General features: G+C 68.5%; 7 protein-coding genes. 3 read left to right on the plus strand and 4 right to left on the minus strand.

All coding sequences use genetic code 11. From position 1 onward, the window contains the following. Positions 1 to 124: 124 nt before the first annotated feature. From G5C60_RS48945 to G5C60_RS48960, 4 genes are all read right to left on the minus strand, one after another. Positions 125 to 907, minus strand: coding sequence for a S1 family peptidase (locus G5C60_RS48945; protein WP_165270499.1), 783 nt, complete (start codon positions 905 to 907; stop codon positions 125 to 127). A 268-nt stretch (positions 908 to 1,175) separates the two neighbouring features. Then, positions 1,176 to 1,739 (minus strand): GNAT family N-acetyltransferase, encoded by a 564-nt coding sequence (locus G5C60_RS48950; RefSeq protein WP_165270501.1) that lies wholly within the window; start codon positions 1,737 to 1,739, stop codon positions 1,176 to 1,178. Positions 1,740 to 1,762: 23 nt separating this feature from the next. Further along, on the minus strand, positions 1,763 to 2,257 hold the full coding sequence (locus G5C60_RS48955) for an N-acetyltransferase (RefSeq protein ID WP_165270503.1): 495 nt from the start codon (positions 2,255 to 2,257) through the stop codon (positions 1,763 to 1,765). A gap of 145 nt (positions 2,258 to 2,402) precedes the next feature. Beyond that, on the minus strand, positions 2,403 to 3,572 hold the full coding sequence (locus tag G5C60_RS48960) for a Cmx/CmrA family chloramphenicol efflux MFS transporter (protein WP_165270505.1): 1,170 nt from the start codon (positions 3,570 to 3,572) through the stop codon (positions 2,403 to 2,405). 387 nt (positions 3,573 to 3,959) lie between these two features. Here G5C60_RS48960 and G5C60_RS48965 point away from each other — a divergent pair, with 387 nt between their 5' ends. From G5C60_RS48965 to G5C60_RS48975, 3 genes are all read left to right on the plus strand, one after another. Beyond that, positions 3,960 to 4,580 (plus strand): TetR/AcrR family transcriptional regulator, encoded by a 621-nt coding sequence (locus G5C60_RS48965; RefSeq protein ID WP_338146142.1) that lies wholly within the window; start codon positions 3,960 to 3,962, stop codon positions 4,578 to 4,580. Next, the gene (locus G5C60_RS48970) at positions 4,577 to 5,431 is read left to right on the plus strand and encodes an SDR family oxidoreductase (protein WP_165270507.1); all 855 of its coding nucleotides are present in this window, start codon (positions 4,577 to 4,579) and stop codon (positions 5,429 to 5,431) included. Before G5C60_RS48965 ends, G5C60_RS48970 begins: the two co-directional genes overlap by 4 nt. Positions 5,432 to 5,516: 85 nt before the next feature. After that, positions 5,517 to 6,120, plus strand: a 604-nt coding sequence (locus G5C60_RS48975; protein WP_165270509.1) for a YdeI/OmpD-associated family protein, incomplete at its 3' end; no start/stop codon positions are given.

Below are 6,120 nucleotides of genomic sequence, written 5' to 3' on the forward strand. Positions count from 1 at the left end.
CTTCGGCGGGGGTGGCGACTTCGGGGGCGGCTTCTGAAAAACGAGGTGCAGTCCCGCGCCCCGTCAGGGGCGCGGGGAACTGCGCGATCAGCCACAGACGGCCCGCAGCCGAGATACGACCTCGTCAGAGAGAAGCCGCCGCCGAGGCAATGGCCGAGGCGAACGTGGAGACCTCCGTGTAGACGCCGGGAGCCTCCGGCTGGGCGCAGCCGTCGCCCCAGCTGACTATGCCGACCTGGATCCAGGCACCGGCGTTGTCCTTGCGGAACATCGGCCCGCCGGAGTCACCCTGGCAGGTGTCCACGCCACCCTGCTCGAAGCCGGCGCAGATCTCCTCGCCGGGCACGAGGTCGCTGTAGAAACCGCCGTAGCTCTCACACGTGGCGTCGTCGATGAACGGCACGGTCGCCTTGAGCATGTAGCGCTGCTGGGCCCCGCCCTCACGGGCCGCACCCCAGCCGGCGACGGTGAAGTCACCGGTGTTGTACTGGCTGGTCGTGGCGATCTTCAGCGTCGGCAGGTTGATCGGCTGGGCGAGCTTGATGAGCGCCCAGTCCTTGCCGGTGCCGTTGTAGCCGGGGGCCTGGAGGACCTTGGTGGACCTGACCTGGACCCGGCCGCTGGTGCTCTGCAGGTCCACGACACCGGCGGTGGCCGTGATGCTGGTGTTGTTGCCCGAGCCGCTCACACAGTGCGCGGCGGTGAGCACGATCTGCTGGGTGTAGAGCGCGCCGCCACAGCCCATGGAGAGCCGGACCATGAACGGGAACTCGCCCTGCGCGGCGCGGGTTCCGCCCACGACGGGCGGGGTGGCGGCGTTGGCGCTGACGGGCTGAAGGCTGACGATCGCGAGGGCGGCGGCACCCATGACCGCGCATCTCTTGAGCGCCTTGAGGAGCTTCTTCAACGTGATGCCTTCCGTGGGGGGTTGGGCACTGATGCCAGGGCATTGATGTCAGGCACATGCCAAAGAAGTTACAAACGATCGCGTCCTCAACGGCATGAGCTGGGGTTTTCTGTTGGAGGATTATGAGAACGCTGTGCGCGCCGCCACAAGGTGCGAAATCCGGCCATGCGTGTCCGATTCCCGGGCGGTCGCGCTCCGTTGGGGCGAGGGGCGCGGGGCTCGGACAGTCTGCTGCTCGCACTACGCGACGCGCCCGGGGGGGGGTGCGTCAGGAGGACTTTCGTCGGTGCTCCCTGCGGGGAGACCGGTACAGCACACACCGGCGAAGCGGCCCTTCGGGCACGCTCGGATCCTCGAAGTCGTCGGCCGGGTCCCGGGTCATGCCGATCCGGCGCATCACTGCCTGGGAACGAAGGTTGTTGACGGTCGTCGTCGCAACGACCTCCGGCAGCCCGAGGACGTCGAAGCCGTAGGCCAAGCAGGCCATGGCGGCCTCGGTGGCGTAACCATGGCCCCACGCCGTACGCGTCAACCGCCACCCGATGTCCACCCCCGCATCCGCCCCCGCGAACGGCATGTCCTCGTCCACGTCGTCCAAGCCGGCGCGGCCGATGAACTCACCGGTCTCCCGTGCTTCGAGCGCCCACCAGCCAAAACCTCGCTCGTCGAACTCGGCCTGCATGAGTGCCACCGCGGCATCGCTCTGCTCCCGCGTCAGCAGTTCGCCCAGGTGTTCTCGGACTTCGGGATCGGCGTTCATCGCCGCCCACGGTTCGAGGTCGGACTCCCGCCACCGGCGCAGCACAAGACGATCGGTACGCAGTTCTGGCATGCGCAAGCCACCCCCTTCAGGCTTCAGTCGGCGTCCGGCAGAGCCAGCCACTCCTTCCACGTCAGATCCCGCCCGATGAACCGCGGCCGCTCAAAGGGCCACGCCTCCCCGATCCACCGAGGCACGAACTCGTCCAGCTCCCGCTCGAGTTCAGTCCCGACGGCGTCGTCCACCACCCACCACGAGACCTCGGCATCGGCGCCCGCCTTCTCCGGCGGATCGATGTAGACGCACCCGTACTCGGTGCTGCCCGCCGCGTCGAACAACGCGTAATTGAACGACTCATGCGCGGCGATCTCAGCCGCATGCCGCTCAAGATCCGCCTTGTTCGCCTCATACGTGATGGTGTCAGCAGGCCACCCCCAGGCCTCCCCGAAGATGCTCCACAACCGCTCCCGCGACGCCATCACGGTGGGGTAGTCGATCGGGGCGTCGGCTCCGGTGATGGGGCGCAGATACTGCCCGCCGGGCAGGTCGACACGTACGGGATGGACGAAGTCCGCGGGAAGCCAGGTCATGGCCGGAGGCTAACGGCGAACGACTGGTCGCGCACCGGGTTATCGGCCGATACGGGGGGTGGGGGCGTAGCCCCCTGGTGGGGTCCAGGGGGCTACGCCCCATGGTTACGGGAAAGGGGCGTGGAGGGGGCATCGAAGTCGCTGGTCACACGGACGACGAAGCCGCAGCCGGAACGCCCCGCCTACGCCGACCGGCCACTCCGGCGACGAGGGCGAGACCCACGAGCCCGGCACTGACCCACAACGGCGAGCGATAACCGAATCCCGCCCCGATCACGAGCCCACCGACCCATGGACCAAGCGCGGCCCCGACATTGAACGCGGCCGTGGCGAAGCCGCCCGCCAGGGTCGGCGCGTCGGCCGCCGCGTACAGGGCCTGGGAGATCAGCGTGGAACCGACGCCGAACGCGAGCGCGCCCTGAACGAAGGCCAGCACCACCGCGGCCACCGCATTCCCGGCCGCCAGCGCGAAGGCCACCCATCCGACCAGCAGCGCCACCCCACCGACCACGAGGACCGGTACGGGCCGGGCATCGGCGATCCGCCCGCCGACGCTCACTCCCACGAACGACCCGAGCCCGAAGAGCGCCAGCACGACGGGCACCCAAGCGGTGCCCAGCCCCGTGACCGAGGTGACCACCGGAGCGAGATAGGTGAACGTGCAGAAGGTCCCTCCGTTGACCAACGCGCCCAGAAACAGCGCCAGTTGGAGCCGCGGCTCCCGCAGGACCCGTACTTCCTGGAGCACACCGACACCAGCGACATCGGGAACCCCACTAGGCACGGACCGCAGAATCGCGAAGAGAGCCGGTACGGACAGGACGACCACGGCCCAGAAGGCCGACCGCCACCCCCACACCTGCCCCAGCAACGCGCCGCCGGGAACCCCCGCCACACACGCGACGGTGACGCCACCGAGCAGCACGGACGTGGCCCGCCCCTTGGCCTTCGAGTCGACCATCCCAACGGCCGTCACGACAGCGACGGCAAGAAACCCGGCGTTGGCCAAGGCCCCCACAACCCGAGTGACCAGCAGCACGCCGAAGTCACTGGTGACCGCCCCCACCACATGGACGGCCAAGAAGGTCCCCAGAAACCCCAGCAACGCCCCACGCCGCGACCACCGCCGACTCACGACAGCCATCAACGGCGCTCCCACGATCATCCCGACAGCGAACGCCGAGGTCAGCGACCCGGCAGCCGGAACGGACACCCCCAGATCCCGCGCGATGTCCGGCACAAGCCCGGACAACATGAACTCAGAAGTCCCCTGAGCGAAGACAGCAAGCCCCAACAGATACAGCCCAAACGGCATGAAAAACTCCGCACACCCGAAACGAACACGGCCGACGGCACGGCGTTCCGGCGACGGTGAGGGGTGACATGGATCGGCGATCTTTGAGCGTTGATCGCTCATCGCTCATCGCTCATCGCTCATCGCTCATCGCTGATCGCTGATCGCGGAGCTTCAGCCCGACATCCCAAACAGCCACCGGAGAGCCGGTGGCCGGAGTCTTGACGCCTCGGGACTGGACATGAGGGGCAGATTAGTTACGCCCGCCGCACCCGGTCCACTCGATTAACGGGGAGCGACCTGCGGGACCCGGGCAAGTTCGTCTGGATCGAGTCCGCGGTGAGACATCAGAGTCTCACTTGGGAATTTCTCTGTTCCGTTTCGGTAGTTGGGCGTTACCGTGGGGTCGTGGGAAGCGCCGATCGTACGGAATCCGGAACTCGTCATCGCACACGCCGGGCCATCCTGAGCGCGGCGGCCTCCGTGCTCGCTCGTGACCGGGCGGCGACGCTCGCGGACATCGCTGTGGCCGCCGACGTCGGCCGCAGCACGCTGCATCGCCACTTCTCCGACCGCGAGGAACTGGTCAGGGCCGCGGTCCGAGACTCGATCGAGGTGCTTGCGGGGTCGGTGGCGGGTGCCTCCGTCGATGAGGGGTCGCCGCTGGAGGCGATGCGCCGGCTGGTCGCGGCGTTGGTCGACGTCGGTGACCGGTTGCTGTTCCTGTTCGGCGATCCGCGTGTGCTCCAGGAGTACGGGCCGCAGGAGACAGGCGACGACCAGTCGGAGCGGTCGGTCCTCGATCTCATCGAACGTGGGCAGGCCGAGGGTGTCCTCGATCCCGGCGTGAGCCCCGACTGGATCCTGAACGTGCTCTACGCCCTCGTCTACACCGGGATCGAGGGCGCCGACCGGCGGATTCTGCCGCGCCACGGAGTCGTTCCGAATGTCATCCGGACGTTGGAGAACGGCATCGTGCGCGGCGCGCCCGAGGGTGCCCGTGCGCGGGCCGCGGAAGGAGAGAGATGACGACTTTGGTAACAGGAGCCACAGGGAACGTCGGTAGGAATGTTGTCGATGAACTCGTCCGAGCCGGTGAGGAGGTACGGGCGCTCACCCGTCACCCGGAGGCGGCCCACTTACCCGCGCAGGCGAAAGTGTTCCGGGGAGATCTCGCCCGGCCGGAGACGCTGGCCGACGCTCTCGACGGCGCCGACCGCATGTACCTCTTCCCGGTGCCGGAGACCGCGCGGGAGGTGGTCGCCCTGGCGCGCGAGGCCGGCGTACGCAGGGTCGTCGTGCTGTCCTCCGGGTCCGTCGAGGCCGGTCTCAGCGACGACTTCAATCTGCCGGTGGAACGGGCGGCGGAGGAGTCGGGGCTTGAGTGGACCCACCTGCGCCCCGGCGAGTTCATGATGAACGCGCTGTACCTGTGGGGACCGCCCGTCCGCGCGGAACGCGTGGTCCGCTGGCCCGTCGCGGACCTGGCCGGGGTGCCCATCCATGAGGCGGACATCGCAGCCGTCGCCGCGGTCGCGCTGCTGGAGGACGGTCACGCGGGGCGGGCGTACCCGATGACCGGGCCGGAGAAGATCACCCCGCGCGAGCAGATCCGCGCCATCGCGGCGGCCATCGGCCAGGACATCCGCTTCGAGGTGGTCACCCGCGAACGGGCACGGGAATTCGTCAACTGGCAGGACCCGGCAACGGCCGGAATCGCCGAATTCGTCCTGGAATTCGACCCCGAGGACGGGCTCGGGTACTCCGCCGAGGAGTGGGCGCAAGCGCTACAACCCCTGGACACCGTGGAACAGGTCACCGGTCACCCCGCCCGCACGTTCGCCGACTGGGCTCACGATCACGTCCGCGACTTCCTCTGACCACACTCTGACCACACTCAACGGGGCGTCTGGTCTCGGCTTCGGTAGGACGGGAACTGTCCTACCTCCTCCCTACCGTGTTCCCATGGACACTTTCCACGGCACCGTCGACGGCGTAGAGATCAAGGTTTTCGATGACGCGGAACAGCTGGACGCATGGCTCGGCGCCCATGCCGGTCTTCGGCGCGGTGTCTGGCTGAAGATCGCCAAGAAGGGGGCCGACCGGTCCACCGTCACCGTCGCGGAAGCCCTCGACGTGGCTCTCTGTCATGGGTGGATCGATGGGCAGCGTCGGCGCCATGACGAGACGTACTTTCTGCAGAAGTACACCCCGCGCCGACGGGGCAGCGAGTGGTCCATGGTGAACGTGCGCAAGGTCGAGGCCCTCACGGCGGCCGGCCGCATGCGGCCCCGGGGGCTTGCGGAGGTGGCGGCGGCCAAGGAGGACGGGCGGTGGGACGTGGCGTACGAGTCGCAGAGGAACGCCACCGTTCCGGACGATCTGGCCGCCGCGCTGGACCGGAACCCGCGGGCGAAGGAAGCCTTCGAGCGGCTTGGCAGGACCGGTCGGTACCAGGTCATGCTGGGCCTGTTGAAGGCGCGGACCCCGGAGCTCAGGGCCGCCCGGCTGGACAAGGCGGTCGCCGGACTGGAGTCACCCGGGGCAGGGGCAGGGGCAGGGGCAGGGG

This window comes from Streptomyces scabichelini (assembly GCF_011045015.1).
GTDB lineage: Bacteria > Actinomycetota > Actinomycetes > Streptomycetales > Streptomycetaceae > Streptomyces > Streptomyces scabichelini.

Bases quoted from the DNA above. Each gene is read 5' to 3' on its own strand.
- G5C60_RS48950 (WP_165270501.1), bottom strand. From the start codon at position 1,739: ATGCCAGAACTGCGTACCGATCGTCTTGTGCTGCGCCGGTGGCGGGAG.
- G5C60_RS48955 (WP_165270503.1), bottom strand. From the start codon at position 2,257: ATGACCTGGCTTCCCGCGGACTTCGTCCATCCCGTACGTGTCGACCTG.
- G5C60_RS48960 (WP_165270505.1), bottom strand. From the start codon at position 3,572: ATGCCGTTTGGGCTGTATCTGTTGGGGCTTGCTGTCTTCGCTCAGGGG.
- G5C60_RS48970 (WP_165270507.1), top strand. From the start codon at position 4,577: ATGACGACTTTGGTAACAGGAGCCACAGGGAACGTCGGTAGGAATGTT.